Origin of the sequence: Bariatricus sp. SGI.161, from assembly GCF_050313695.1 — a bacterium.
Taxonomy (GTDB): Bacteria; Bacillota; Clostridia; order Lachnospirales; family Lachnospiraceae; genus JAFBIX01.
The window spans coordinates 25827-52685 of the sequence record NZ_JBNPLX010000004.1; the positions used below are offsets into that span (position 1 = coordinate 25827).

A 26859-nucleotide genomic window follows, 5' to 3' on the forward strand; every position below is an offset into this window, starting at 1 on the left:
TGAACAAGTGGGAGTTGAATCAATAGGAAAGACTGCCTTCGATGTAATTTACAACGATAATTACGATATTGTATATAAGGCAGCCATGAAATACTCTAGAAATCATCATACTGCAGAAGAGATTACACAGAAAGTCTTTCTGAAATTATATATGAATATGGATCATATCAATATAAATGCCGCCAGATCTTGGCTGCTTTTAACAGCGAAATACATGGCATTGAACTACAAAAGAGATATGGCGCGAGAATATCTGGTAGAAGAGATGGATGAAGATGAGGAAAAGATTCTCTCAGAAGCCTGTGACAGCCCGGAAGATGCATTTTTCAGAAAAATGAAAGAACGCGAATTCATGGAGCTGAAAGAAGATATATTTGCGGCATTATATAAAAAGAATCCAAGATGGTATGATGCGATAACGATTACTTATGTATTAGAAAAGCCACAAAAAGAAGTGGCAGATAATATGGGAGTAACATTAGAAGTACTGCACAGTATGTTATATCGTGCTAGACAATGGATTAAAAAGAATTTTAAAGAAGAATATGACCACTTGAATAATGCATAAAAACAGGTGCCGATTAAGACACCTGTTTTCTGTGTATGATATAGGTCTGCAAGTTATTTATTTGCTGCAGCTTCAATCAGATCAATAATGGTATCGATAGAATTCTGCTGAGGTGAATTCTTCATTGCATCTATGTAGGATTCACGATTCTCATATAAGCGAAGAATAGAATCGAGAAGGACTTGTTTATTCAGTTCCTCTTCTTCCAGAACAACACTATATCCCTGGCGTTCAAAAGAACGGGCATTGAGAATCTGGTCACCACGGCTTGCATTTGCAGAAAGCGGAATCAAAAGATTCGGTTTGTGAAGTGCAAGAAGTTCGCAGATTGCATTAGCTCCTGCACGGGATATTACGATATCTGTCAGCGCAAAGAGATCCTTGAGCTCATCTTTGATATATTCAAATTGAGCGTATCCATCCAGATTCTTCAAAGAGTCATCAATCTTTCCTTTGCCGCAGAGGTGTACGACCTGAAAATCCTTCAAAAGCTCTGGAAGGATGCCGCGGACAGCTTCATTGACTGCAACAGAACCAAGACTTCCGCCAACGACCATGATCACCGGCTTGTCAGAAGTGAAGCCTAAGAATTCTCTTGCCTTGAATTTGTCACCGGACAATAATTCCTGACGGATAGGAGAACCTGTCAGTACAGCCTTCCCTTCTGGAAGATGTTCCAGCGTCTCAGGGAAATTGCAGCATACCTTCGTTGCTGAAGGCAGGGATATCTTATTTGCAAGACCCGGAGTCATATCAGACTCATGAATAATGGTCGGTACATGTTGGCTCTTGCCGGCAAGTACGACAGGAACGGAGACAAAACCGCCCTTGGAGAAGATGACATCTGGCTGTAAGATCTTGACCAGCTTCCTGGCTTCTCCCAGACCCTTAATCACACGGAACGGATCGGTAAAATTCTGAACACTGAAATAACGGCGCAGTTTTCCAGAAGAGATTCCATGATATGGAATTCCGAACTGCTCGATCAGTTCTTTTTCGATGCCGTTGTAAGAACCGATATAGTGGATATCATATTGTAATTCTTTCAGCCGTGGCAAGAGGGCAATGTTCGGTGTGACATGTCCTGCAGTGCCACCGCCAGTTAAGATAATGCGTTTCATAATGACCTCCCAATCTCAATATTACGTAATATTCATACGATATATGCTATAATTATATTATACGTTTACGTGGGAATTGGTCAAGAGAAAGAAAAAGATTTCGAACACGTATCGTGACAGTTCTGATGCGCTTTTCAGATGCGCGGGGTGGACTGTTCACATTGAAACTCACTGTAATCATTCAAAGAAAACCTGACAAGGAGTATTACAATGAAGGAAAGTAAGGATCAACTGGAACAAATCATAAAAAATGAATACGACAGGCTTGCCAAAGAAGAAGAAAACGACATCCAGGCGGATGATACGATAGAAGTACCCGAAGGAACGAAAGAGTCTCTGCGTGCGAAGATTGATCAGCAGATCGAAGAGATGAAAAAAGAAAAAGTATATGCTCAATTATCAGAAGAAGACCGGAAAGCACTGGAACTGGGACGTAAGATCATGGCAGAAGAAGAACAGGAGAAGACAGAAGCCAAAGTGGTGCACAAGAAAAAGCGGTTTAAGATGTACTTTGGCCTGGCAGCAGTGCTGGTTTTGGTAATGGCTGTGGGAATCACCAGTATTGGTGGACCGGAGAGAATAGTGCGGATGCTGAAACAGGCGGTTGGCGATAGGGAAGTTGAACAGGTGGATTCTAGTGATGAGAATCTCGTTATTGTGGAAGAAAATGAAGAAGAGGCGTATCAAAAGATAGGAGATGCGTTTGGGGTAGAGCCTGTGAAAATAATGGGAGGACCTGCAGAATTAAAATTTGAAGGTTCAGAATTTGATAAAGAGCTTCAGATTGCAGAACTAATGTATAGTTATAAGAAAGAAAATGTAGTTTATTTTATTAATGCATCATATTCAGATACATCGTGGGGAATAGATGTTGAAGACAAAATAACAAATCAATATGAAGTCAAAAATAATAATTGTAAGATAACGATTAAAGAATATGAAACTCCAGATACTTTAACAAAAAGATATTCTGCAAATTTTAGCTATTGCGGATTAGAATATTTTTTGATTGGAACAATGAACGAAGAAGAGTTCACAGAAATAATAAATAAATTACATTTTACTAAATAAGACGTCAGTTTTTGTCAAGATTTGTGTTTATATATATGAGGGTAAAATTGAATAAAGGAGGTGGAAGATGAAAAGAAGAATTATGTCTGTTTGCTTCGCATTGTTGTTGATGACAAACATGCTATTAATTTCAACAGCTAATGTTGAAGCTAGTTCGGATGATCCAATTTTGGATGGCTCATATTTGACTGATGATGAAGAATCTATCGGTTATGATACGAAGATTACCAGAGGAGAAGACTTACTTACTGGATATTCAAAATGTGTTCGGCTAGGCCCTGGAGAGTTATATGCAGGGGGGACTACAATAGCAGCACATACTGTTGCAAATGTACAGGTGTCTGTCATTGTGGAAAGAGCGCAAGAAGGTGATACTGCTTGGTCTTTATATGATAGCTGGCATAAAGAGAACGAAAATATGGATCGTGTTGCATCAAATCGTTCATTACAAGTTGAAGGTGGATATTATTATCGAGTAAGATGTACACATTCTGCGAATAGTGATATGAGCAGTTCTTTTACTAACGGTGTCTATATTGAAGAACCTTAGGAACTTTTCAGATGGGGATCTGAACAAGAGGGAAAAAATTTATTAACTGACAGAAAAACAAAAAACAAAGAAACAAACAAAAACAAAAGCCAATTAAAAAAATTATGTTGCGCCAGTCGGGGAGATTGTGGGAAGCGGCGTTTGCGGTGCGATTTAAAGGAATGAAAACTATTAATTTAATTTCAACCTTACATTGAGAAACCGTAAGACCCACGAGACGGGTTAAAGTCGTCGCAGACGGTGCTTCCCACAATCTCTCCGGCCAAAAAAAGAACGAAAAACAAAAAAGAAAGGATACGAGGCTACATGCTAGGCTTCGTATCCTTTTCTTGTTATGATAGGAAATCTCGTTTCCAGCCTAATTATTATTCGCGAGTGCCATGCGAAGAGCCTTGGAGAGCTGGTCAGGGCAGGATGTTGCCTTACTTCCGCAGGTAATACCTTCCATACGAGAGATGGCATCGTGAACATTCATGCCTTTTACCAGGCTGGAGATTCCGGTAGTATTTCCGTCACATCCACCAACAAATTCTACATTCTTAATGATGTCTCCGTCCAGTTCCACTCGGATCAGCTGTGAACAGACACCATGTGGTCTATAATCCATGTGTAATTGCCTCCTTTGTGTCTCGATATATCGGATTATAACAAAGAATCTGGGCAAATTCTATAATTTTTCCGTATCTTTTATAAAAAGATCATGGATCAGTCTTAAGTTGAAATCCCATTTTTCATCCGTTATAATAAAGCATAGCACAGATATAAGATTGTGATGTAGAGAACATCTTGGGCACATACTGAGATGAATCAATGGATAAGTTTATTAAGGAGGATATCGGATATATGATAGGAATTATCGGAGCAATGGAAGAAGAAGTCGCAGCATTGAAGGATGATATGGAGGTGCAAGAGACGATCGAGCAGGCATCTATGGTGTTCTGTAAGGGAACATTATGCGGCAAAGAGGTAGTGGTAGTAAGAAGTGGAATCGGCAAGGTTAATGCAGGAATCTGTGCGCAGATTCTGGTGGACAGATTCCAGGTGGATACACTGATCAATACTGGAATTGCGGGATCTCTGGATGCGAAGATTGATATTGGAGATATGGTCATCTCTACAGATGCCTTGTATCATGATATGGATGCCACAGTATTTGGTGATCCTGTGGGACAGGTTCCGCGCATGGATACACTGGCATTTCCGGCAGATGAGACGTTGGTTCAAAAAGCAGTCCAGGCCAATGAAAAGGCGAATCCGGATATCCATACATTTACCGGAAGAATCGCAAGCGGAGATCAGTTCATCTCGTTTCAGGAAGTGAAAGAAAGAATCGTGGAGAATTTTCATCCGCTGTGCGTGGAGATGGAAGGAGCAGGAATCGCACATGCCGCTTACCTGAACAAAGTTTCGTGTGTCATAATCCGTGCCATTTCGGACAAAGCCGACAACAGTGCGACCATGGATTATCCAGCATTTGAACGCAAGGCAATTGCCCACAGCGTAAGGCTTATGAAGGAATTGCTGCCAATGTTGTAGAATGGGTTCAGAACAAGAATCCTGTGAATCTGACAGATTCTCCCTCGGGGAGGTGCGGAATCTGTAGAACGGTTTTTGAGCTCTCCTTTGGAAATTCAGCTATAATGCTAGACAAAGGAGGGCTTTTTTATGTTAGAAATCATATTGGACAGGCACGTATTATTCGTGCTTATGGGAATCCTGACAGTCTTAGGGATCGTGAGCAAATGTATCGCCAATGTCACTTTGAAACGTCTGGTGCGCGCAGCAGGGAATATGAACAAAAGCACCCATCCGCTCATGCGCCTGGTGCGCGCTAAGTTTGAACACGCGTGTATGGTCAGCGACAAAGTGGAGAATGTCAGGGTGTTTGTGGACAAGTATCTGTACGAGTATCGGGTGCTGGGGATGAAGCTCCATGGATGGAGAAGGATGGAGAATATAACTGCCGGGCTGTGTCTGGTGCTCGGGGCCGGCGGAGCGTTGCTGGAATATCTTGTGAACGGAATGGGAGATATGGTGCTGAGAACAGGAGCAACAGGAGCGGGTCTTGCAATTCTGATTTATCTGGTGCATCTGATAACGGATGAAAGATATCAGTTGGAAGCAGTGCAGAATTATATGGTAGATTATCTGGAAAATGTATGTCTTCACCGATATGAGAAGACGTATCAGAAGGAGATCAAGGTCATGGCACAGGAGGGGCCTATGGAATTTGGTGTAATGCCGGAAGAGAAAAATGAGACGCCAGATTCAGGGGCAGGCCAAGAGATAGCAAGTCCTTCCGCTCCTAGAGTTGTAACCCCAAGACCAGAAGAGATGCCGCAGCCATCACCTCAGGCAACGCCACAGAAAGTTTCGCAGATCACACCGCAGGAAACACCACAGACAATGGCGCAGACACCTCCACAGAGCATTCCGCAGGCAGCACCACAGATGCAGGCAGTTTCCAGAGACAAGGAATCAAGGAAAGGCAAGTTGGATGAAGTGGAGAAGGATGTCCTGATACGCCAGATTCTGGAGGAGTTTATGGCTTGATTAAACCTTTCTGATTTGATAGAATGATAACATATACTTTTAAGAGATGAAAGTTTGACAGCTCTGAGATACATTTACGATATGGAAGGATGCTGTTGGAGACAGAGATTATAATGCGTACAATATATGACAGATTGAGAGAATATAGTCATTCGGATTATTATGGTTTCCATATGCCGGGACACAAGAGGCAGATGGATTTGTTGGGAGATACTTCTCCTTATTCGATTGACATCACCGAGATTGACGGATTCGATGATCTGCACCACGCAGATGGAATCCTGAAGGATGCACAGGAGCGTGCGGCAAGAATCTATCATGCGGATGAGACGCATTTCCTTATCAATGGAAGTACGGTGGGAATCCTGAGTGCTATATTCGGTGTGACTCAGAAGGGAGATACCATACTTGTGGCAAGAAATTGCCACAAGTCTGTGTATCATGCGATAGATATGAATGAATTGAATCCGGTATATCTATATCCGGCTTTTGATTCAGAGGCTCAGTTGAATACAGAGATTTCCGCAGAAGATGTCCGGACAGCTTTGGAGAAGAATCCCAAGATACGTGCGGTGGTCATAGTATCGCCGACGTATGATGGAGTGGTATCGGATGTGGAAGCAATAGCAGAAGCGGTCCATGAAAAAGGCATTCCGATCATTGTTGATGAAGCCCATGGAGCGCATTTTGGCTTTCATCCTTATTTCCCAGAGAACTCCAATACTAAGGGGGCAGATCTGGTCATTCACAGCCTTCATAAGACGCTTCCGTCATTGACACAGACGGCGCTCTTACATGTGAACGGAGATCTTGTGGATCGAAGAAAGGTGAAGAAGTATCTGGATATGCTGCAGACCAGCAGTCCGTCTTATGTGTTGATGGCAAGCATAGACGCTTGTGTTGAGATGTTGGAGCATAAGGCAGAAGAATGTTTTGCACCTTATGCGGAGAGGTTAGAGTATATGCGGGTGCGATTATCGGGACTTCGAAGACTGAAGCTGATTCAGACAGAACATTTTGACCGGTCGAAGCTGATCATATCTGTGAAGGATACGGACCTTACCAGCAGGCTGCTTTCGCATATTCTGCTGGAAGAATATCATCTGCAGATGGAGATGGCAGCAGGCACTTATATCTTGGCGATGACATCCATTGGAGATACGGAAGAAGGGATGAATCGCCTGATTGCGGCGCTGGAAGAGATAGATGAGAAGGTGGACCGGCGAATGAGAGAACATGGAATCTCAGAAGTGTTCCAGATTCCGGTACAGTCCAGTCTTCCAAGGGCCCAGATTATCTGTTCAGGCGCTGAGGTAGAGCTTTTTTCGGAAGAAGGGATGATCAGATCATTGCCATGGCAGGAAAGCGTTGGTCATGTGGCAATGGAGTATGCATATCTCTATCCGCCGGGATGTCCGTTGGTAGTACCGGGAGAAAAGATATCACAAGAGGCGGCAGATATGTTACAATGGTATCAGGATCTGGATTTTACCATAGAAGGATTGAAAAAAGAGCAGTACATAGAGGTATGGATGCATGGGTAAGATATATTATATGATGGGAAAGAGTTCCTCCGGCAAGGACACGCTGTTTAAGGAAGTGAAGCAGGCAATGCCGGAACTGAAGACCATAACGCTCTACACAACACGGCCGATTCGTGAAGGAGAGCACAATGGTGTAGAATACTTTTTCGTGTCAGAGGATACGTTAAATGCATATGAGAGCCAGGGCAAGATTATCGAGATGCGGGCATATCATACCGTGCATGGAATCTGGAAGTATGCGACGATCGATGACGGACAGGTGGATCTGGATCACGAGAATTATCTGGTGATCGGCACATTGGAATCATACGATAAGATGAGAACATATTATGGAGCGTCGAATCTGGTGCCTATATATATAGAAGTAGAAGACGGGGAGCGTCTGATGCGTGCCCTGAAGCGTGAGAGGGAGCAGGAAGTTCCCAGATACGCGGAATTGTGTAGGAGATTCCTTGCGGATACCAAAGATTTTTCAGAAGAGAACCTTGCGAACCTTGGAATTACCAGAAGGTTCGTCAATCAAGACAGAACACAATGCTTAGAAGAGATTATAGGGGAAATACGATATGGGAAGCTTTAAAGATGTGGTTGGCCACAAAGATATTATCAAATATATAGGGAATGCAATAAGAGAAGATCAGGTGTCTCATGCATATATTATGAATGGAGCACGAGGCTCAGGGAAGAAGCTGCTGGCGAATCTTTTTGCGACAACACTTTTGTGTGAGAAGGGTGGACCTGATCCCTGTAATGAGTGCCATTCCTGCAGGCAGGCAGAGAGCGGCAATCATCCGGATATTATCAGAGTGACACATGAAAAGCCGAATTCTATCAGTGTCGATGATATCCGGGAACAAGTCAATAACACGATTATGATAAAGCCTTATCAGGGGCCTTACAAAATATATATTATCGATCATGCAGATATAATGACGCCACAGGCGCAAAATGCACTTCTGAAGACGATTGAGGAGCCGCCGAAGTATGCCGTGATCATGCTGTTGACGGAGAATGCAGAGACTTTGCTTCCGACCATTACCTCCAGATGCGTCATGCTGAAACTTCGCTATATCAAAGATACGTTAATTAAGAAGTATTTGATGGAGACCATGGAGATTCCAGATTATAAAGCAGAGATCTGTACTGCATTTGCCCAGGGCAATATGGGACGTGCAATCATGCTGGCGAACTCAGAACATTTTAATGAGATTCGTGATGAGGCAATTCAACTGCTGAAATACATTCACGAGATGGAATTGAGTGAGATCGTACAGGCAGTCAGCCAGATTACGAAGTATAAGTTAGAAATTACAGATTATCTGGATATCATTATGATATGGTACCGGGATATCTTGCTGTATAAAGCGACCAAAGATATCGACAAGGTCGTATTTAAAGATCAGATAAATTATATCAAAGAACAGGCCAAAAAGAGCTCTTATGAGGGTATCCAGTTAATTCTGGAGAGCCTTGAGAAGGCCAAAGCCAGATTGAAGGCGAATGTAAACTTCGATCTGGTAATGGAGCTTTTGTTCCTGACGATAAAGGAGAATTAATAATATGACAAGAGTGATTGGAGTAAGATTCCGTCCGGCAGGAAAGATCTATTTCTTTGCGCCGGGGAAATATGAGATCAAGACGGGTGATAAAGTAATCGTAGAGACGGCGCGCGGTGTGGAGTTTGGATCTGTTGTGAGTGGCCCGAAGGATGTAGAAGATGACAGGGTTACACAGCCACTGAAACCGGTGATCCGCATAGCGACCAAAGACGATATCCGTAAGGAAGAAAAGAATCGTGAAAAAGAAAAAGAGGCTTTTGAGATCTGTCTGGAGAAGATCCGTAAGCATGGATTGGAAATGAAGCTGATTGATGCGGAATATACATTTGACAATAACAAAGTGCTCTTCTACTTTACTGCGGACGGAAGAATTGATTTCCGTGAATTGGTAAAGGATCTGGCGAGCGTATTCCGGACCAGAATCGAATTACGGCAGATTGGTGTGAGGGATGAGACAAAGATTCGTGGAGGAATCGGAATTTGTGGCCGTCCACTGTGCTGTCACACGTATCTGACGGAATTTGCGCCGGTATCCATCAAGATGGCAAAGGAACAGAATCTGTCATTGAATCCAAGTAAGATATCTGGTGTATGTGGAAGACTGATGTGCTGCCTGACCAATGAGGAAGAGACATACGAAGAGCTGAACAGCCATCTCCCGAACAATGGTGATCATGTGACAACACCGGAAGGGTTAAAAGGTGACGTACAGTCTGTCAATGTGCTGCGTCAGCTGGTCAAGGTGATCGTAACACTGGATAATGATGAGAAAGAGATCCGTGAATATAAAGCATCGGAACTGAGGTTCAAGCCAAAACGTAAGAAGAAGGACGTGAAGCTGACCAAGGAAGAGATGGCGGAACTGAAGGCACTGGAAGAAAAGAATGGAGTGTCCAAATTAGATGATGAATAATTTAAAGCCCGAAGAGCGTCTGGACGATCTTCAGATCAAAGGATATGAGATCATCCAGAGTCCCGGACGATTCTGCTTCGGGATGGATGCGGTGTTGCTGTCGTCTTATGCAAAGGTCAGGAAGAGAGAACTTGCACTTGACCTGGGAACAGGCACAGGGATTCTGCCGATTCTTCTGGAAGCCAAGAATGAGGGAGAACATTATACGGGACTGGAAATTCAAGAAGAAAGTGCAGACATGGCGCGTCGGAGTGTGAGCCATAATGGGCTGGAAGATAAGATTGATATTGTAACGGGAGATATTAAGGAAGCGTCCGGAATCTTTGGGGCAGCTTCCTTTCATGTCATTACGACCAACCCTCCTTATATGATCGGAGAGCACGGTCTGAAAAATGAAAATGAAGCATTGTACATTGCACGGCATGAGGCATTGTGCACGCTGGATGATATTTTGAGGGAAAGCGCAAGATTGTTAAAGCCGAAAGGGCGGTTTTATATGGTGCACCGGCCATTTCGGCTGCCGGAGATACTTGCCAAGATGTCAGCATATGGAATTGAGCCAAAGCGGATGCGGCTGGTCTATCCCCACATTGATAAAGAGCCGAACATGGTGCTTCTGGAAGGACTGCGGGGCGGAAGACCACGAATGCAGGTGGAGCCGCCACTTATCGTGTATCGGAAAGATGGAGAATATACGGAAGAACTTCTGGAGATATATAGGAGGAAATAACAATGCCAGGAACATTATACTTGTGTGCCACCCCCATCGGCAATCTGGAGGATATGACATTTCGATGCATCCGGATTCTGAAAGAGGTGGACTTGATCGCAGCAGAGGATACCCGCAACAGTATCAAGCTTTTGAATCATTTTGAGATCAAAACGCCGATGACCAGCTATCATGAGTACAATAAGATAGAAAAGGGACATAAGCTGGTAGAACATCTGCTGAACGGAGAAGATATTGCATTGATCACGGATGCTGGAACTCCGGGAATCTCAGATCCGGGAGAAGAACTGGTGAAGATGTGCCAGGAGGCGGGAATTGTGGTGACTGCAATTCCTGGGGCAGCAGCTTGTATTACAGCACTTACGATATCTGGATTGTCTACAAGAAGATTTGCATTCGAGGCATTTCTTCCGGCTGATAAAAAGGAACGTCAGGCAGTGCTGGATGAGCTGAAGGAAGAGACGCGGACGATTGTCTTATATGAAGCGCCGCATCGTCTGCTGAAAACGTTACAGCTTCTGTATGATACGATTGGCAATCGTAAGATCAGTATCTGCCGGGAGCTTACCAAGAAGCATGAGACGGTATTCGCTGCAACGATGGAAGAAGCACTTGCATATTATAATAATCATGAGCCAAAAGGCGAATGTGTGATGGTGATAGAAGGAAAGAGCCGCGACGAGATCCGGGCAGAAGAACAGGCACACTGGGAAGAGATGACTATCGAAGAACACATGGAGTATTATGAGAGCCAGGGGATCGATCGAAAAGAGGCCATGAAACGCGTTGCAAAAGACCGGGGAATCGGGAAGCGGGACGTCTACAAAGCACTGTTATAATGCGCTGTTGTAAAGTGATAATCAAGTAATAAGAAGCATTCGTCAACTTGTATAGAAAACCCTGAAAAAATTGTTCAACTTGGGCATAGCCGAAGTTGAACTTTTTTTATATACTTTGAACAGAGCAAAAAAAGCGTAAGAAATAATGTCGGTATGGCAGAATGATTTAGGAGGAAGATTAAAATGGCAAGTTTATCATTAAAACACATTAACAAAACATATCCAAACGGATTTGAAGCAGTAAAAGATTTCAATCTTGAAATTGAAGATAAAGAATTTATCATCTTCGTAGGACCTTCAGGATGTGGTAAATCAACAACACTTCGTATGATCGCTGGTCTGGAAGAGATCTCTTCCGGAGAATTAAAGATTGGGGACAAGATCGTTAACGATGTAGAGCCTAAGGACAGAGATATCGCAATGGTATTCCAGAACTACGCTCTGTATCCACATATGACAGTATATGATAACATGGCATTTGGTCTGAAGTTAAGAAAAGTACCAAAGGATGAGATTGATAAGATGGTTCGTGAAGCTGCTAAGATTCTTGACCTGGAAGCATTGTTGGATCGTAAGCCAAAGGCTTTGTCAGGTGGACAGAGACAGCGTGTTGCTATGGGACGTGCTATCGTACGTAATCCTAAGGTATTCCTTATGGATGAGCCTCTTTCTAACTTGGATGCAAAACTTCGTGGACAGATGCGTATCGAGATCTCTAAATTACATCAGAGATTAGGTACAACAATCATCTACGTAACACATGACCAGACAGAAGCTATGACACTTGGTACAAGAATCGTAGTTATGAACGCTGGTATCGTTCAGCAGGTAGATACACCACAGACCCTGTATGATCGTCCGTGCAACCTGTTCGTAGCAGGATTCATCGGATCTCCACAGATGAACTTCGTAGATGCTGTATGTAAAGTAAATGGCAGCGAAGTATCTCTGATCGCAGGACCTTCTGAGATTAAATTGCCAGCAGCAAAAGCTAAAAAACTTATCGATGGCGGATACGATGGAAAGACAGTTGTTCTTGGTATTCGTCCAGAAGATGTACATGATGAGCCAGAATTCCTTGCAAAATCTCCAGATACAGTTATCGAAGCTAAGATTCGTGTATACGAGATGCTTGGTGCTGAAGTATTCTTGTACTTCGATTATGAAGGATCTAGCATGACAGCAAGAGTTGAGCCTAAGACAACAGCAAGAACAGGTGATGTTGTTAAATTTGCTCTTGATGCTGACAAGATCCACGTATTCGACAAAGAGACAGAGCAGACAATTACAAACTAGGAATAATAACAATGAGGTCAGACACTTTCGGGTGCCTGGCCTCTTCTTTGCTGTATTGAAGTAAAGTATTAGACATGATTTCTATCCTATGGTAAAATAAACATGTATGCTACAGAATAGGAGGATATCCATTGTTATCAAATCAAATATTACATAAAACCGTACAGGATGTGAAGCGGATTACCGGATTAGAATGCGCTGTGTGGGACATGAAGGGAATCTGCCTTGTAATGACAAATGAAAAAATGATAAGTCTTGATGCAGATGTCTCAGAGTTTTGTAAGTCGGCACAGGAGAACGAGAAGAAAGTCAGCGAAGATGTAGGAATGTTCCTGGCATATGAAGATGAAGATCCTTGTTATGTATTCGTTTTAAAAGGAGATTCTCCACAGCTGGAAATGGCAGGCAGAATGGGAGTCAGCCAACTGGAGAATCTGCTGTTTGCTTACAAAGAACGAATGGATAAGAATCGTTTTATCCAGAATCTGATTCTGGATAATCTGTTGTTGGTCGATGTGTATAATCAGGCGAAAAAGATGAAGATCCCGGTAGAACTGCGAAGGACCGTGTTCCTGATAGAGGCAAAGAATGAAGGGGAGAACCTGATTCTTGAGACGTTAAAAGGATTATACGCTACGGGCACAAAGGACTTTGTAACGGCAGTGGATGAAAAGCATGTAATTCTTGTAAGAGCATTGGAGAAGACGGATGATTACCAGAAGCTTGCGCAGATTGCCAGAGAGCTGGTAGATACGCTGAATATGGAAGCAATGGTAAGCGTAAGAGTTTCTTATGGAACGATCATCGAAGAGCTGAAAGACGTGTCCAAGTCATACAAAGAGGCGGATATGGCATTGGAAGTTGGAAGAGTATTCTATTCCGATAAGAATATTCTGGCATATAATGAACTTGGAATTGGACGGCTGATTCATCAGCTTCCATCATCTCTGTGCGAGATGTTTCTGGAGGAAGTATTCCAGGGAAATGTCGCAGATCAATTTGAAGAAGAAGAACTGACGACGGTCTACACATTTTTTGATAACAATCTGAACATATCAGAGACTGCCAGACAGTTATATGTACATCGCAATACGCTGGTGTACCGTCTGGAGAAGATCCAGAAGAAAACAGGGTTAGATGTCAGGGTATTTGACGATGCTTTGACGTTTAAGATAGCCATGATGGTAGCAGACCACATGAAATACATAAATAATTAGGAGGAGATAGTACATGGTGAAATTATACGAAAATGGAGTCTATCTGTTAAACGGCACTGAGATTGTGGAACATGCAGAAGAAGTAAAGGCAAAGACAGGACAGGAATTGTCACCGGCTGAGGCTGCGAAGAATACGATGGCATACCATATCCTTGAGGAGCATAATACTTCTGGCAATATGGAAAGATTACAGATTAAATTTGATAAATTAACCTCTCATGATATTACATTTGTTGGAATCATTCAGACGGCAAGAGCATCCGGCCTGGAAAAATTCCCGATTCCTTATGTCCTGACGAACTGCCATAATTCTCTCTGCGCAGTGGGCGGAACGATCAATGAAGATGATCATATGTTTGGACTTACTTGTGCAAAGAAATACGGTGGAATCTATGTACCACCTCATCAGGCAGTTATCCATCAGTTCGCACGAGAGATGCTGGCTGGCGGCGGTAAGATGATACTGGGATCTGACAGTCATACGCGTTATGGTGCACTTGGTACGATGGCAATGGGTGAAGGTGGACCGGAACTGGTAAAACAGCTGCTGAATAAGACTTATGATATTAAGATGCCACAGGTCGTAGGAATCTATCTGGATGGAGAACCGATGAAGGGCGTTGGTCCGCAGGATGTCGCACTGGCAATCATTGGTGCAACATTTGCAAATGGATATGTGAATAACAAAGTTATGGAGTTCGTAGGTCCTGGAGTTGAGAAGCTGAGTGCTGACTTCCGTATTGGAATTGATGTTATGACTACAGAGACAACCTGTCTGTCTTCTATCTGGAAGACGGATGAGAAGATTAAGGAATTCTACGATATTCATGGAAGAGTAGAAGAATATAAGGAACTGAATCCGGGAGCAGTGACCTACTACGATGGTATGGTCTATGTGAACTTGAGTGAGATCAAGCCAATGATCGCTATGCCGTTCCATCCGTCAAACGTATATACAATTGATGAAGTCAATGCGAACCTGAAGGATATCCTTCATGATGTAGAGCAGAAAGCACTGGTAAGTCTGGACGGAGCAGTTGATTATAGTTTACAGAATAAGATTGTTGATGGAAAATTATATGTAGATCAGGGAATCATCGCAGGATGTGCAGGTGGTGGATTTGAAAATATCTGTGCGGCAGCAGACATCATTAAGGGACATTATATCGGATCGGATGAATTTACCTTCAGTGTATATCCGGCAAGTACCCCCATCTATATGGAATTAGTGAAGAATGGTGCAGTTGCGGATCTTATGGAGGCAGGAACGATCGTGAAGACAGCATTCTGCGGACCTTGCTTCGGCGCAGGAGATACACCGGCTAATAACGCATTCTCTATCCGCCACTCTACAAGAAACTTCCCGAATCGTGAAGGCTCTAAGCTGCAGAGTGGACAGATTGCATCTGTTGCACTTATGGATGCACGTTCTATTGCAGCAACGGCAGCAAACAAAGGATTCCTGACTCCTGCTACGGCGATGGATGTGGAATACAAAGGTCGTACCTATCATTTTGATAAGAATATCTATGCAAATCGTGTATTTGACAGTAAGGGAGTTGCAGATCCTTCCGTTGAGATTAAGTTTGGTCCAAACATCAAAGACTGGCCGGCAATGGCACCACTTCCGGAGAATCTGTTGTTAAAAGTTGTATCTGAGATTCATGATCCGGTTACCACAACCGATGAGTTGATTCCTTCTGGTGAGACTTCCTCTTATCGTTCTAATCCGTTGGGACTGGCAGAATTCGCACTCTCCAGAAAAGATCCGGCATATGTTGGACGTGCAAAGGAAGTGCAGAAAGCTGAAAAGGCAATCGAAGCCGGACAGTGTCCTCTGGAAGTACTGGATGAATTAAAACCAGTCATGGCAAAAGTGCAGGAAACTTACCCGGAAGCCGGAAAGGGTAATCTTGGAATCGGAAGTACCATATTTGCAGTAAAACCAGGAGATGGTTCCGCAAGAGAACAGGCGGCATCCTGCCAGAAAGTGCTTGGCGGCTGGGCCAATATTGCAAATGAATACGCAACTAAGAGATATCGCTCGAACCTGATCAACTGGGGTATGCTTCCATTCATTACAGAAGAAAATCATGAGAACTTAAGCTTCAAAAACGGCGATTACATATTCGTTCCAGAGATCAAAAAAGCAATCGAAGAAAAAGCAACCGACATCAAAGCATACGTGGTCGGCGAAGGATTGAAAGAAATTGATCTTAAGCTCGGAGATATGACAGACAACGAAAGAGAAATTATCTTAAAAGGATGCCTGATCAACTACTACAAAGGTTAAATAAAAGAAAACATACACGGGGACGCAGTTTTTTTCTGCGTCCCCGCAACAGTTACCCCCATTTTTGACTCTAATATGTACCAGTACCCATATATCTTGCAGGGAGGAAAAGATATGAAGTGTGATGCGAATACATTTGCGCAGATGTATGAGACAGTCTATAAGGATCTGTATCGATTTGCTTTGTGTATCATGAAGAACCAGCATGAAGCGGAAGATGCAGTCAGTGAGGCAGTGATTGCTGCCTACGAGAATGTCCGAAAACTACGGAATGCCGATGCGTTTAAAAGTTGGATGTTCACGATTCTGTCCAATATCTGCAAGAAGAAATTGAAAAATGCAACAAAAGAGGCGCTGTGTTCATGGGAAGATACATATGAATCTTTCTCCGTTGAGGAAAAAGACATAGGTCTGTCGGTAGATATCAGGCGGGCATTTTTCGTATTGGAAGAAGAAGAGCAGATTGTTATAGGTTTATCGGTCTTTGGTGGATATAACAGTAAAGAGATTGGGAAAATGCTGAGCTTAAATTCTAATACTGTGCGGTCGAAGAGACGACGTGCACTGCAGAAGATGGAATGTGTATTAAGATGAGTCAAGGGAGGCAGCTGTATGGATAGAAGAGAAAAGGAGATATTAGATAAGATTCAGAAGCAGACGGAGAATATCGAGATTCCAGAGAATCTTGGGCCGGATCGGATTCATCGGATGCTGGAAGAAAAGGAACCGAAGAAAAGAATACGAGTGTATCGGATGGGTGCCCTGGCGGCTGCGTGTGTGGTGATTGTGGCAGGAATTGCGGTATGGCAATTGGCAGGTTCCCGGCAGGAACAACAGACGGTGACAACGCCATCGGATAATGTTATCAATGACAGTAAGACCATTGCCACTGCAGAAGATTATGAACAGGTATATCGTTATATTGAAGCGTACCAGGAAGAATCCACAATGGAGAGCGGCGGCATTACGGAAGAGTATGCCTTAGATGGGGGCAATTTTCTGACAAATGGATCGAATGGATCCGTGGCCGATTCGAAAAGTGCAGTTTCTGACTATGCTGCGTCAACTGGAGATTATTCTCAGACGAATGTAAGACAAGAAGGTGTTGATGAAGGAGATGTAGTAAAAACGGACGGAAGATACCTGTATATCCTGGAAGATAATGAACAAGAGATAGCAATTGTTGACACTGCCAGCGGAAATATGGAAAAAGTATCTTCTATATCAGTGGAAGAGGATTATATCTACGAATTCTATCTGGCGTCGGAACAGAAGAAATTAGTGGTAGTGTGTAGTCACAGTGGTCTCAATATGGATGCTGTCAAAGTCATTACCTATGATATCCAGAATCCGCAAAAGCCACAGATACAAGGTACAGTTACCCAAAGCGGCAGCTATCACTCATCTCGTATGTCGGATGGATATCTATATCTGTTCAGTGATTACTATCTGCAGGATCAGGCGAGGAAAGAAGAACCGGAGACTTATATACCGATGGTAAATGGTGAACTCATAGAGGAAAAGGATATCTATCTGCCACAAATCTCTCAGGCATATATGTATGAAGTGATTACAGCGGTCAATCTTGAACATCCTTCTGAGATCACAGACAGTAAAGCACTATTTTCCAAGGGTGGAGATGTATATGTCAGCAATGAAAATATTTATTTCTATGAGACCGAATGGAGGTATTCAAGTAATGATGTGACAACCGTCCGAAAGGTGTCTTATAAGAACGGAATGCTGACAGCAGAAGCACAGGGACAGTTTGAGGGATATCTCAATGATTCGTTTTCGATCGATGAATATAAAGGCTATCTGCGAGTGGTAACTACCGAAGGTGAGACGAATTCCGTATATATTCTGAATCAAGAACTGGAAATTGTCGGTTCCATCACAGGAATGGCTGAAGATGAGAGGGTATATTCCGCCAGATTTCTGGGAGATACCGGTTACTTCGTAACGTTCCGTGAGACAGATCCTCTGTTCAGTGTTGATCTGTCAGACCCGGAGCATCCAGAGATTATTGGTTCGCTGAAGATTCCGGGGTTTTCCGATTATCTGCATTTTTACGGAGAAGATCAGCTACTTGGAATTGGTATGAACGTAGATGAAGAGACTATGACGACCGATGGTGTCAAGCTGTCCATGTTTGATATTTCAGATCCTGCAGATGTCAAAGAGAAAGATACGTATGTCCTGGAAAATGTATATAGTACAGACGTTTCTTATGATTATAAGGCAGTACTCATCGATTATGGACGTAATATCATTGGATTCTCCGGTGATGCACAGGGAGGAGAAAAATACTATCTCTTTGCGTACGATGAAGAGAGTGGCTTTGTCTGCAATATGGAAGAAGAAATCAACGGGAATGGACTGCGAAGCGTCAGAGGCGTCTACATAGACGATACATTGTACGTTGTACAGGGCAATATTATAGAAGCCTATAGTTTGAAGGACTACCAGAAAACAGACGACTTAATTTTGTAAATATAACGAAAAAATAATAAAAATCTGAAAATTAGCACAAAAGAATCAAATTATAAATTAATAGAAAGAAAATATAAAAATAGTGTTGACAAATACAACCTCAAGTGCTATTATATAATCAATCCAAAGGAAATCCAAATAAACCAAAAGAATTCCTGACGAGAAAGGGAATCAAAAGTGAAGGATGTCCCATATAAATAATTCTATATGAGATGTTTTTAGAAGGGAAATGGATGAAGATAGTTATAGTTCATATGTCGGTGAGGTATAACAAAATTGGAAATATAAGTTAAAGGAGGCTTAATCCATTGGACAATTTCGAATTTACAAGTCAATATGTTAGTGGTATGGCAAATGAAAGTTCCCAGAGAATAAGCCTTAACCATAGAGGATAGAGAATAGCCGGTAATTATAATAATAAAAAGAGTCGGAGAAGAGAAACCGGAAATAATATAGATTATATTTGCAGACATATTGAGGATAATACCACATAATAGTTCAAAGATATTAGAAGATGTGTAAAGAAACATTACCTAATATATCAGATGTATTCGTAAACTATATAAACTGGAATGTTATAGAAGAAATAACTTAATATGATTATAGACAAATGATAAGGGCACTGGCTATAATAGGAACGGTTATAGGTATTAATAGCTAAGGAATCTGGTTATATAGATTTGAGGGATATAAATAATGGTATCGAAGATTAGGATATAATCGTTAATCAAAAGAGTATAGTAATCTTGGACTTTGAGTTATAAGTATAAAATAAAAAAGGCAAAAGGGAACATCGAATCAAAAGATAACCCTCCGATTAATATAAAAGTATATGATAAAATTTAATATAAAATAGCCATTATAATCAAAAGGTTCTAATGGCTATTTTTTTATGGAAATATAAGGTTATAAAGTTGTAACTTTTGTAATATATCTTTAACAATTTTCTTTGTACATTTTGACATTATTATAACCATATGATAAACTTATATAAATATAAGTAAGTAAATATACTATTTTGACAATTATTTGAGGTGAGAAATTTGGATAAATATGAATATCGGGTAAAGACAGAGCAGATGCTCGAATACATGGATAATAAACAATATAAGAAAGCTATGGAGATTGCAGATACTATTGACTGGCGTAGAGTTAAGAATGTGTCTATGCTGAATATGGTAAGTGAGATCTATGAATATAACGGAGAATTCCAGAAGAGCCGAGATATATTATTTGTTGCTTTTGATCGCGCTCCGGGAAGCAGAAAGATCGTATACCGGCTCGGTAATCTGGCGTTAAAGATAGAAGATTTTGAAGAGGCATCAGATTGTTATGAAGAATTTGTCAAACTTGCACCAAAAGATCCAAATCAGTATATTTTGAAATACAAGATCCTGAGAGCACAGGGAGCACCATTAGAAGAACAGATTCATGCTATGGAAGATTTTAAAAAGGCGGAGTATGTTGAAAAATGGGCGTACGAGTTGGCAAAATTATATCATGAAGCAGGAATGACCGCAGAATGTCTGGAAGAATGTGATGATCTGATTCTGTGGTTCAGTGAAGGCAAGTATGTCTATCAGGCAATGGAATTGAAGATGAAGTATAAGCCATTGACCCCGCTTCAGAAGGAAAAATACGATGCTCGTCCAGGCGCACCAAAGAAAGAAGAGCCTGAAAAGACAGAAGAAAAGAAGCCGGCACGGGCAAAAACGCCAATGGCAGAAATTATTCGTGAAGCAGAGGCGGCGGAAGAGGAAAAAGTTCAGGACGTTGCAAGAGAATTGAAGCAGAATGGAATAGATGTCGCAGAAGAATTGCCGGAAGTAATGGAAGAAGAGGTCCCAGAAGAAAAGCCAGAAAAGCATTCTGCAATTACGAGAGTTGTAAAGGGTGCAACTTTGCAAGAAGCACTTGCAACTGGAGTGGCAATCGCCAGTGGAATTAATATAGAAGAGAAAGCAATGAAGGAAAAAGATGAAGCATTAAGAGTTACGGGACAGATGCGCATTGAAGAAATCCTTCAGGAGTGGGAAGCGAAGCAGAAGGCGAATGCTGAAGTAATTGAAAAGAAGAAGCAGGAAGACCGCGAGAGAATTAGAAAAGAGCGGGAAGCGGCAGAACGTCGTAAAGAAGCAGAACGCTTAGAAGTAGAGAAAAGGGCAGCCGAGGCGGCCCGAAAAGCAGCGGAAGAAGAAGCAGCCAGAAAAGCAGCGGAAGAAGCGGCCCGAAAAGCGGCGGAAGAAGAAGCAGCCAGAAAGGCAGCCGAGGAGGCGGCCCGAAAAGCGGCGGAGGAAGAAGCAGCCAGAAAAGCAGCGGAAGAAGCGGCCCGAAAAGCGGCGGAAGAAGAAGCAGCCAGAAAAGCAGCGGAAGAAGCGGCCCGAAAAGCGGCGGAAGAAGAAGCAGCCCGAAAAGCAGCGGAAGAAGCGGCTCGAAAAGCGGCGGAAGAAGAAGCAGCCCGGAAAGCGGCGGAAGAAGAAGCAGCCAGAAAAGCAGCCGAGGAGGCAGCCCGGAAAGCGGCGGAAGAAGAAGCAGCCAGAAAAGCAGCCGAGGAGGCAGCCCGGAAAGCGGCGGAAGAAGAAGCAGCCAGAAAAGCAGCCGAGGAGGCAGCCCGAAAAGCGGCGGAGGAAGAAGCAGCTAGAAAAGCGGCGGAAGAAGAAGCGGCCAGAAAAGCAGCTGAGGAAGCAGATACGATCATTCAGGGAAAGACACAGAGAATTCCAGATGATATTGTAAAATTGATGGAAGAAATGGAGAATGATGTAGAAGAAGATAATTTCGAGGCCGATGCGCTGGAAGATACCTTTGAAACAGAGGAAGTAGAAGATCAGGAAGAAGACTTTGATATAGAAGATTTTATCGGCGATTTCGAAGAAGACTTTGCAGAGGAGTTTGAAGAAGACTTTGAGGAAGAAGACTTCGGAGAAGAAGACTTTGAGGAGGAAGACTTCGGAGAAGAAGACTTTGGAGAAGAAGACTTCGGAGAGAAAGATTTCGAGGAAGAAGACTTCGGAGAGGAAGATTTCGAGGAAGAAGACTTTGAGGAGGAGGACTTCGGAGAAGAAGACTTCGAGGAGGAAGACTTTGAAGAAGCAGATTTTGAAGAAGAACTTGAGGAAGAAGACTTTGCAGAGGAAGATTTCGAAGAGGAGGAACTTGAAAAGGCAGAACCTGAACCGATAACGGAGACTCTTGAAATTGAGGAGCCATCTGAAGAAGAGATTCAGAAAAGAATTAAAAAGTCAAAAGGCGGTGGAGTTCCGTTTGATACAGGATTTGTTGTGACCGGACGTTATGATCTGAGTGCAACCAGCGAGATTGGTCTGAAAGCAGGACTTACCGAAGAGCAGAAAAAATTGTTCTCTTATTTTGTTCCGGTAAGAGGAATGAGTGAACAGATCGTGGAAGTTCTTGATAATGACAGGAGAGCACAGAGAGAAGGAACCTCAAAGACAGGAAACCTTCTGGTAATCGGACGTAAAGGTTCTGGTAAGACGGTACTTGCAGTAGATATTGTAAAGGCAATTCAGAAGCAGAGGAACCTGAAGCAAGGAAAGGTAGCGATTGTAACAGGAGAATCATTGAATAAGAAGGAATTGACGAATATTATTCAGAAGCTTCGCGGCGGTGCAATTATTATCGAAAAGGCAGGCAAATTGAATTCCAGAACAATTAAAGAGTTAAATTATCTGATGGAAAAGAAGACAGGAGAACTTCTTTTTGTACTGGAAGATCAGAGAAAACCACTGGAGCGTCTGATGACCGCCAATCCAGATTTTAAGAAGAAGTTTACTTCAAGACTGGAACTTCCGGTATTTATAAATGATGAATTGGTAACGTTCGGACAGACATATGCGAAGGAAAATGGTTATAAACTGGATGAAATGGGAATTCTTGCATTATACAGCAGAATTGATGTGATGCAGAGAGAAGATCATGCGGTATCTGTTGCAGAGGTTAAGGAAATTATGGATGAGGCGATTGAACATTCTCAGAAGGCAAATGTAAAGCATTTGGCAAGGAGGGTGTTTGGAAGAAGCACAGATGAGTCTGACAGAATTATTTTGAAAGAGGAAGATTTCAAAATATAAGGGATGAATAAAAGTAGGGTTTTGGTGAGTAAGATTCACCAAAACTCTTTCTTTTTATGATGGTCTAAAGTATAATAATAGTATATCGCAACAGAATGTGAGGGATAGTTATATGGCAGAGAAAAAGAAAAAACCATATGAAATCGGCGAACTGGACCAGTACCTTTTTGGACAGGGAACACACTATGAGATTTACAAAAAAATGGGAGCTCATAGAGTGAAAAAAGGGAAAAAAGAGGGCGTATATTTTGCAGTATGGGCACCGCATGCGCGTTCTGTGTCTGTAGTGGGCGATTTCAATGAGTGGAGCATGGAAGCTAATCCAATGGAGAGAGAAGAACCATTGGGAATATACACATGTTTTATTCCGGGTGTTGAAGAGGGAGCTTTATATAAGTACTGTGTGGAGACATATACAGGAGAATATGTTTTTAAGTCTGATCCATATGCGAATTATGCAGAGCTAAGACCGGGTACAGCATCAAGAGTGACGGATATTTCCCAACTTAAGTGGACAGATTCTGTCTGGATGGAGAAGCGTGAACAGTGGAATCATATGAAAGAACCAATGTCTATCTATGAAGTACATATTGGTTCCTGGAAACGGCATCTTGGAACGGAAGGTACGGGATTCTATAATTATCGTGAGTTTGCAAAGGAAATTGTAAAGTACGTAAAAGATATGGGATATACTCACGTTGAATTGATGGGAATTGCGGAACATCCGTTTGACGGTTCCTGGGGATATCAGGTGACGGGATACTTTGCACCGACTTCTCGTTATGGAACACCAGAAGATTTCGCGTGGATGATTAATTATCTTCATAAGAATAAAATCGGAGTTATCCTGGACTGGGTACCGGCTCATTTCCCGAGAGATATACACGGATTGGCTAATTTTGATGGAACCCCTACATATGAATATGCAGATCCGAAAAAGGGAGAACATCCAGATTGGGGAACCAAGATTTTTGATTATGGAAAAAATGAAGTGCGTAACTTTTTGATTTCTAATGCTTTGTTCTGGATTGAATATTTCCATGTAGATGGTCTGCGAGTAGATGCGGTTGCATCCATGCTTTATCTTGACTATGGAAAACAGACTGGTCAGTGGATTTCTAATAAATATGGCGGAAATCAGAATCTTGAAGCAATTGATTTCTTTAAACATCTGAATTCCATTGTAAAAAAACGTAATCCAGGTGCATTAATGATTGCAGAGGAATCTACAGCTTGGCCGAAGGTTACCGGAGATGTTGAAGACGATGGCCTTGGTTTCAGCCTGAAATGGAATATGGGATGGATGCATGATTTTATAGAATATATGAAACTGGATCCATACTTCAGAAAATATAATCACAATCAGATGACATTTGCTATGAGTTATGCACATAGCGAGAACTTTATTCTGGTATTATCACATGATGAAGTTGTTCACTTGAAGTGTTCTATGCTGAACAAGATGCCGGGCCTTGGTTTCGACAAATATGCGAATCTAAAAGTCGGATATGCCTTTATGATGGGACATGCAGGAAAGAAGCTTCTGTTCATGGGACAGGAATTTGCCCAGCTTCGTGAGTGGAGTGAAGAACGAGAGTTAGACTGGTATCTTCTGGCAGAAGAGGAACATCTGCAGATGCAAAACTGGGTAAGAGATCTGCTCCATCTGTATAAGAAGAATAAAGCAATGTATGAGCAGGATGACAGCTGGGATGGTTTCGAGTGGGTCAACGCAGACGATGCTGACAGAAGTATCTTCAGCTTTATCAGACATTCCAAAGGAAATAAAAAGAACCTCCTGTTCGTATGTAACTTTACACCAGTAGAGAGAGAAGATTATCGTGTCGGTGTACCGAGAAAGAAACAGTATAAGCTGATCATGAATAGTGATGATCCGAAATATGGTGGAAAAGGAGAAGAAAGACCACTTGTTTATAAGGCTAAGAAGGAAGAATGCGATGGAAGACCATATTCCTTCGAATATAAATTGCCAGCATATGGAGTTGCTATATTTGAGTTTTAAGTGGGAATTTAGATGAGTGAGTTGGTAATTGAGAGTGTACGGCGCAAGGATGAATGGGATGGTTGGCATTGCGGAGTCCTTCGCTGAGAAGCCATAACAGGAAAAGGAGCAGATATTTTGTGACCAGGCTGATTCACCCCGAAATCTTGATGATTTCGAGGCTCAGCAGCCTTCTTAGATCTGGCTTGAGGCCAGATCTTCGCGCAAAATGTCTGCTCCTTTTTCTGTAACGGCTTCTAACGCTTGTCCAACGAATGTCAACCATCTCATTCATCCTCTCGCCTGTCATTCCCAAGTCCGAAACTTCCTCATCTGCGAGGATTCCTGCGTATGACAAAAAGGGAAAGATATTGGCAATAGTTTGACAGAATAACTAACCAATATTTCCATCAAAATAATAATGAATAGTATAAGAATATCGTACCTCATTGCGCTTCACGCTAGGAATTCCCCCAGATGAGTTCGTTCCGTGATTGAGAATGTCAGGCGCAAGGGAGTTGGATCGGTTGGTCTGTATCCGTTTATCCAAGCACTAGAATCCGTTACAGAAAAAAGAACTGCAAGTCCGGTCACGAAATTGCAGTTCTTTTTTCTGTTATGGATTCTCAGCGAAGGATACCGGATACAGACCAACCGATCCAACTCCCTTGCGTCGTGCACTCCTCAATCACAAAACTTACCTATCAAAATTCCTACTGAACACTCTCGCTGGAATCGGTTGTGCCATCATCGATGACCAATCCGGTGTCACCGGAGGTGTCTGTATCGGTTCCGTCTGCGGTGGAATCGTTGATTGCAGCATCATCTGTGGAATCACTTCCATCGAGATCGGAATCGTCTGTGATATCTGTATCATCGGTATTGTCTTCTTCTTCATCGGTGTCAGCGTCTTCGTCTACTTCTTCTGTATCTTCGTTGGTATCTTCATCCTCTCCGCTGAAGAGATCTTTGAAGAATCCAACTATTTTATCCCAGAAGCTTTCTTTTTCTTCGCCGACGACTGCATCCAATGTGCTGTCAATGATGGCATCTGCTCCGAGGATATCGTCCTGAGTATCGTTGATGATTCCGCCGTCGTTAGAATCACCGGTAAAGAATCCCTTGACAGAACTCCAGAGGTTGGAGAAGAATCCGTCGCTTTCTCCGTTCAAGTTGTCCAGTGTCTTCTTCAATGCTTTTGTGTCATAATCGTATTGAGAGATTGTCTGCATCAGAGATACAATCTGAGCCATCTGTCCTTCGGAAAGGGTGATGTTATATTTATCTGCGGCTTCGTTGACTGCATCCTGAATCTCACCTTCATCTGTTAAGTTGTTATCAATGACGTCTTCTTTTACTTCGTTCATCAGGTCGCTTGCCTGTTCCTGACCGATGGTATCGGCAAGTTCTCCGGTAGTTATCAGTTCCTGAGTGGCAGCTTCCTTCTGTCCTTCGTCCAGAGTTTCACCGCTTGCCTGTTCATAAGCCATCATGATTCCGGTCAATGCTCCGGTACCGGATACTTCGATTGGAGAGGCAGCAACAACATTGCAGTTCTCAACACCGGAAGTTAATAATGTACTTGCAATCATAGAACTGGTTACATAAGTCAGGTTTGCAACTTTTACCTGTACACCGCCACTGCTGGTCGGTTCCACATAGGAACAGCTATATGTACGAGTTCCAATCTGTTCCTCAGAAGCGATTCCTTCCATGTATTTTCTTTCATCTGCATTGGTTACTTCGATGGTATCCACTTCATCAGCAGAAGTTCCGAAATATTCGTACATGGAAGTTTTCTGTTCCTCTGTAAGATTGGCGCCAAGAGTTACAACCTTTGAGCTGTCAGCCTGAGCTACCAGAGGCAGGCTGGAGCAGGTAAGCACTGCAGCCATGATTAATGGTAATGTTCGTTTTATCTTTTTCATAATGTCTGGTGTAAACACCATACCTCCTTTTTGTTCTTTTGCGGCGACAGCCGACGCAAGCAAAATGGCTATAGCTTCGTCGACTGCCACA

The 26859-nt window shown here is 42.5% G+C and carries 21 protein-coding genes; 18 read left to right on the top strand and 3 right to left on the bottom strand.

The genetic code is table 11. From position 1 onward, the window contains the following. Positions 1 to 7: 7 nt before the first annotated feature. The gene (locus ACQRBH_RS03540) at positions 8 to 568 is read left to right on the top strand and encodes an RNA polymerase sigma factor (protein WP_427760904.1); all 561 of its coding nucleotides are present in this window, start codon (positions 8 to 10) and stop codon (positions 566 to 568) included. 53 nt (positions 569 to 621) lie between these two features. Here ACQRBH_RS03540 and ACQRBH_RS03545 read toward each other — a convergent pair whose 3' ends face one another. Continuing rightward, on the bottom strand, positions 622 to 1689 hold the full coding sequence (locus ACQRBH_RS03545; protein ID WP_427760905.1) for an undecaprenyldiphospho-muramoylpentapeptide beta-N-acetylglucosaminyltransferase: 1068 nt from the start codon (positions 1687 to 1689) through the stop codon (positions 622 to 624). A gap of 210 nt (positions 1690 to 1899) precedes the next feature. Between ACQRBH_RS03545 and ACQRBH_RS03550 the strand changes: the two genes are divergently transcribed. Both ACQRBH_RS03550 and ACQRBH_RS03555 read left to right on the top strand, forming a co-directional pair. Next, complete coding sequence (locus ACQRBH_RS03550; RefSeq protein WP_427760906.1) at positions 1900 to 2760, top strand: DUF4367 domain-containing protein; 861 nt, start codon at positions 1900 to 1902, stop codon at positions 2758 to 2760. 67 nt (positions 2761 to 2827) lie between these two features. After that, complete coding sequence (locus ACQRBH_RS03555; protein ID WP_427760907.1) at positions 2828 to 3310, top strand: hypothetical protein; 483 nt, start codon at positions 2828 to 2830, stop codon at positions 3308 to 3310. A gap of 358 nt (positions 3311 to 3668) precedes the next feature. On the opposite strand, the gene ACQRBH_RS03560 is transcribed toward ACQRBH_RS03555, so the two are convergent. After that, entirely contained in the window at positions 3669 to 3917 is a 249-nt protein-coding gene (locus ACQRBH_RS03560; protein WP_427742728.1) for a TIGR03905 family TSCPD domain-containing protein, read from the bottom strand. A gap of 236 nt (positions 3918 to 4153) precedes the next feature. Here ACQRBH_RS03560 and ACQRBH_RS03565 point away from each other — a divergent pair, with 236 nt between their 5' ends. The 15 genes from ACQRBH_RS03565 to glgB all read left to right on the top strand — a co-directional run bounded on the left by ACQRBH_RS03565 (position 4154) and on the right by glgB (position 24861). Next, entirely contained in the window at positions 4154 to 4846 is a 693-nt protein-coding gene (locus ACQRBH_RS03565; RefSeq protein ID WP_427760908.1) for a 5'-methylthioadenosine/adenosylhomocysteine nucleosidase, read from the top strand. Between the two features lie 129 nt (positions 4847 to 4975). Next, a complete protein-coding gene (locus ACQRBH_RS03570) occupies positions 4976 to 5863 on the top strand; it encodes a hypothetical protein (protein ID WP_427760909.1) in 888 nt (295 codons plus the stop codon). A 113-nt stretch (positions 5864 to 5976) separates the two neighbouring features. After that, a complete protein-coding gene (locus tag ACQRBH_RS03575) occupies positions 5977 to 7407 on the top strand; it encodes an aminotransferase class I/II-fold pyridoxal phosphate-dependent enzyme (protein WP_427760910.1) in 1431 nt (476 codons plus the stop codon). After that, the gene (locus tag ACQRBH_RS03580; RefSeq protein WP_235233627.1) at positions 7400 to 7987 is read left to right on the top strand and encodes a guanylate kinase; all 588 of its coding nucleotides are present in this window, start codon (positions 7400 to 7402) and stop codon (positions 7985 to 7987) included. Before ACQRBH_RS03575 ends, ACQRBH_RS03580 begins: the two co-directional genes overlap by 8 nt. Continuing rightward, the gene (gene holB, locus ACQRBH_RS03585) at positions 7974 to 8963 is read left to right on the top strand and encodes a DNA polymerase III subunit delta' (protein ID WP_427742733.1); all 990 of its coding nucleotides are present in this window, start codon (positions 7974 to 7976) and stop codon (positions 8961 to 8963) included. The genes ACQRBH_RS03580 and holB overlap by 14 nt, the downstream gene beginning before the upstream one ends. A 4-nt stretch (positions 8964 to 8967) precedes the next feature. After that, positions 8968 to 9879 (top strand): PSP1 domain-containing protein, encoded by a 912-nt coding sequence (locus tag ACQRBH_RS03590; protein ID WP_427760911.1) that lies wholly within the window; start codon positions 8968 to 8970, stop codon positions 9877 to 9879. Next, complete coding sequence (locus ACQRBH_RS03595; RefSeq protein ID WP_235233632.1) at positions 9869 to 10609, top strand: tRNA1(Val) (adenine(37)-N6)-methyltransferase; 741 nt, start codon at positions 9869 to 9871, stop codon at positions 10607 to 10609. Before ACQRBH_RS03590 ends, ACQRBH_RS03595 begins: the two co-directional genes overlap by 11 nt. Before the next feature lie 2 nt (positions 10610 to 10611). Further along, the gene (gene rsmI / locus ACQRBH_RS03600) at positions 10612 to 11448 is read left to right on the top strand and encodes a 16S rRNA (cytidine(1402)-2'-O)-methyltransferase (RefSeq protein ID WP_427760912.1); all 837 of its coding nucleotides are present in this window, start codon (positions 10612 to 10614) and stop codon (positions 11446 to 11448) included. 183 nt (positions 11449 to 11631) lie between these two features. Next, a complete protein-coding gene (locus ACQRBH_RS03605; RefSeq protein ID WP_235233636.1) occupies positions 11632 to 12744 on the top strand; it encodes an ABC transporter ATP-binding protein in 1113 nt (370 codons plus the stop codon). Positions 12745 to 12875: 131 nt separating this feature from the next. Continuing rightward, positions 12876 to 13961 (top strand): PucR family transcriptional regulator, encoded by a 1086-nt coding sequence (locus ACQRBH_RS03610; protein WP_235233638.1) that lies wholly within the window; start codon positions 12876 to 12878, stop codon positions 13959 to 13961. Between the two features lie 13 nt (positions 13962 to 13974). Then, positions 13975 to 16254 (top strand): hydratase, encoded by a 2280-nt coding sequence (locus tag ACQRBH_RS03615; RefSeq protein ID WP_347376166.1) that lies wholly within the window; start codon positions 13975 to 13977, stop codon positions 16252 to 16254. A gap of 114 nt (positions 16255 to 16368) precedes the next feature. Then, on the top strand, positions 16369 to 16848 hold the full coding sequence (locus ACQRBH_RS03620) for an RNA polymerase sigma factor (protein ID WP_235233647.1): 480 nt from the start codon (positions 16369 to 16371) through the stop codon (positions 16846 to 16848). An 18-nt stretch (positions 16849 to 16866) separates the two neighbouring features. Continuing rightward, a complete protein-coding gene (locus ACQRBH_RS03625; RefSeq protein ID WP_427760913.1) occupies positions 16867 to 18747 on the top strand; it encodes a beta-propeller domain-containing protein in 1881 nt (626 codons plus the stop codon). A gap of 1079 nt (positions 18748 to 19826) precedes the next feature. Then, complete coding sequence (locus ACQRBH_RS03630) at positions 19827 to 22838, top strand: hypothetical protein (protein ID WP_427760958.1); 3012 nt, start codon at positions 19827 to 19829, stop codon at positions 22836 to 22838. 112 nt (positions 22839 to 22950) lie between these two features. Further along, the gene (glgB, locus tag ACQRBH_RS03635) at positions 22951 to 24861 is read left to right on the top strand and encodes a 1,4-alpha-glucan branching protein GlgB (protein ID WP_235232012.1); all 1911 of its coding nucleotides are present in this window, start codon (positions 22951 to 22953) and stop codon (positions 24859 to 24861) included. 692 nt (positions 24862 to 25553) lie between these two features. On the opposite strand, the gene ACQRBH_RS03640 is transcribed toward glgB, so the two are convergent. Then, a complete protein-coding gene (locus ACQRBH_RS03640) occupies positions 25554 to 26858 on the bottom strand; it encodes a DUF1002 domain-containing protein (RefSeq protein WP_427760914.1) in 1305 nt (434 codons plus the stop codon). Position 26859 lies beyond the last annotated feature (1 nt).